General features: G+C 41.8%; 2 protein-coding genes. Both read right to left on the bottom strand.

Annotated elements, in window-relative coordinates:
* A partial coding sequence (locus HWQ37_RS32290; RefSeq protein ID WP_292755130.1) for a CHASE2 domain-containing protein occupies positions 1–2,166 on the bottom strand: 2,166 nt, incomplete at its 3' end.
* A gap of 187 nt (positions 2,167–2,353) precedes the next feature.
* A complete protein-coding gene (locus HWQ37_RS32295; RefSeq protein WP_292755133.1) occupies positions 2,354–2,638 on the bottom strand; it encodes a hypothetical protein in 285 nt (94 codons plus the stop codon).
* Between the last annotated feature and the right edge of the window lie 572 nt (positions 2,639–3,210).

The raw sequence follows: 3,210 nt of genomic DNA on the forward strand, positions 1-3,210 counted from the left end.
GGCTGATTGATAGCGATCGCTAAAATGATAACAAACCATTTTATCTAAAATTGCCGCTAATTCTTCACTCACTTGCACCGTTTGCCGCCACATCACATTCCCCGTTTCTATATCTGGGTGAAGTTCTTGCGGTGGTATCCCAGTTATCGCTTGAATAGCAATCATCCCTAAAGCATAAATGTCACTGCATAAGCGGGGATGACCGGCAAATTGTTCTGGAGGCGCATAACCCCGTGTCCCGATGGCTACTGTGGCTAATTCTGTTTTATCACTACTTGACGGTTGCATCAATTTCACAGCCCCAAAGTCAATCAATACTAGCCGATTATCTTGAGTGCATCTAATAATATTAGTCGGTTTGATATCTCGATGAATCACTCGATGCTGGTGAACAAATTCTAGAATTTCTAAAACTTCTTTGAGCATCTCCATCACAAATGATTCATTTTGCACATTCTGCACAGGTGGTAATTCTTCGCTTAGGGTATGTCCCTCAATATATTGTTGAATTAAATAGAATTCGTGGTTATCTTCAAAATAAGCAAGAAGTTCGGGAATTTGATGATGTTTACCCAAAGATTCTAATATTTCAGCTTCACTATGAAATAACCTGCGTGCAACTTGTAAAAAGCGTGTATCTTGACGGGCTGGCATTAACTTTTTAACAACACAAATTGGATTACCTGGTCGTTGAGTATCCTGTGCTAAATAAGTCCGACCAAATCCACCAGCACCGAGAGTTTTAGAGATTTTGTAGCGTCCACTCAAAAGCAAATCACCTGATTTTATTTCTGGTGAATCAATTGGGGGAAGAAAATCAACAGATGAGTCGGGAATTGCTGTTTTGTCTTCTAAGAGTACATTTAATTGCGCGATCGCTTCTTGTTGTTTTTCAACTTGCAAAATAATCACCTGAGTTCGCTGCTGATTTTGGTAGCTAGTATAAGCAATTACACAGATACTACTAATCACCAAAGCAAGGGCAGAAGGGATTAACGGTATCCATCCCGCTTGTAAAAACAAAGCAACGCAGATTACTACTAAGCCAAGTAGAGTTGTCGCTTCCATCACTAGCAACAGCAACGGATTTTGCCACCGCCATGCTAAAATACCACCTAAAAGCGACCAGCCCCACACCCAAATAAGTTCTACCCAGTTTGGCCAATACCAAATTAGCGATCGCCCATCCAACACTGTACTGATGAGTTGACTTGCTATCTGTGCATGAATCAACAAAGCGGGCATTCTAGCTGGTTGATCTGGTAAAGCGCTGTAGGGCGTATAAAAGCCACCTGGAGGGAGATTAGTTGCTGTAGCGCCAATAATTACCAGACGGTCTTTAAATAAACTAGGGTTGACTTGGCTATTGAGGACTTGTGTAAGAGTTACTTGGTCGGCGAAGCTGTTGGGGTGACGGTAATTTAATAATATTTGATAGCCCTCTGCCTCCAAATGTTGGTATCCACCAGAATTAGGATGTAAAGGCGAAAATAAGATTTTACCTAACAGAAAATCTCCTTTTTTAGTAAAATCGTATTCAATACCTTGTTTTTCCAGATAATTAATTGCAATTAATGCACCAAATGCAAATGATGTTGTACATTTCTTGTCTGTAGAGTTAGCAAATAACAAAGTGCGGCGGATAATTTGGTCGTTTTCATTATCAGCAACTACATCGCTAAACCCAACATTATCTATAGGAATATTCGGCGGTGGTGGAATTTCATCTCTACCTAAGCTGCTGAACAAACAAGTGCTGACAATGTTATCTTGATTTGGGAGATTAGCTGCCAAATTATTATCTTCTGGTCGGAAAAGATATAGACCAACAATTCGCGGTTGATAAGACTCTATTTTCTTTAATAGCTGATTAATTGTCCGATCTGATAGAGGCCATTTCTCTCGTTTCAGATCCTCATCAGTAATTTTTACTAGTAAAATCCGTCCATCGGGTGCTTCTGCGGGACGCGATCGCAACATCTGGTCATAAACTCTTAACTCCCAAGGCTGTAACCACTTGAGTTCTCGAATTCCCCAGATGAAGGCGGTAACTCCTACACTGGTAACAAAAATAATTTGCAGCCAGCTTTTGCTTTTAGAAGTTTCGCGGGAATCCTGAACTTTGACAAAAGGGACACGGAGTTTTTCTAATAGTCCACTAATCACGGCGTTGGGGCGGTAGCCTGAATTGGGTAGATGTTGCAGACGCAGAAGTTAATTTTCGGAATCTAGGTTAAAAGCTAGTTAACCTGAAGCTTTTATTAATGTAGCAATTTACTTGCTATTTAGAGAGTTTGACGTATTCCTACTTTGAAAGCAAGTTTACGCCCAGCGTCAACTAATCAGACAAGCACTAATCATCTGTTTGAGATGTTTGAACATCTTCAACCGGACTGGCAATTGGGAAAGAAATCGGATTAGTCAATGGAGTTAGTGAATCTAATTGAGGTTGTTCAAGTGATGCTTCAATGCTTGAGTCAGCATAATAGGAGCCAACAATTTTATCATAGTTAGAAGCAACAGCTAAAAAAGCGCCACCCAAAATATAGATAGGTAATGGCAGATTAAACTTTTGCAACCAGTCAAACAGTTCCGCCAAGGCAAACAGCACCAAAAAACAGGCAAGCCAAACCTTCATATTCTCATCCCCGCAATTGAAACAATTCTATCTTAATGAAGGAATGGCACTAAGATAAGCCCAAAGTCTTGTGTTGCCTCGTTCCCAGCCTGGAGGCTGGGAATGTATTACGAGAGGCAGAGCCTCTGGTCAAGCTACTGGAGGCGGAGTCTGCCTCCCAGAATGGGTTCCCAGCCTTTAGTCCTACAGTATACACACAAGTCGAATTACCCCCCTTAATCCCCCCGATGTATTGGGGGGAAAAAAGAAATCTAGTTCCCTCCCCTTTGCAAGGTAACACCTTCAAAGATTAATTCACTATCTGGCGAGGGAAAAAAGAAATCTAGTTCCCTCCCCTTTGCAAGGGGAGGGTTAGGGTGGGGTAAAACCTTGGTTAATCCCTGCAAGATTGGATAATTTATTTTTTGGAAGTCCCTAATACATCAAAAAATATTGCTCCAGGGTTGACGTTTCAGTGTTTCGCGCAGTCTGTAGCAGCTTCCGCCTTCCCTGTAAGAGCTTCCGCCAAGACGTTTCCGTGTTTCGCGCAGTCTGTAGCAGCTTCCGCCTTCCCTGTAAGAGCTTCCGCCAAG

The sequence above is a fragment of the Nostoc sp. NMS4 genome (assembly GCF_017115095.1).
In the GTDB taxonomy this organism is placed as follows: Bacteria; Cyanobacteriota; Cyanobacteriia; order Cyanobacteriales; family Nostocaceae; genus Nostoc.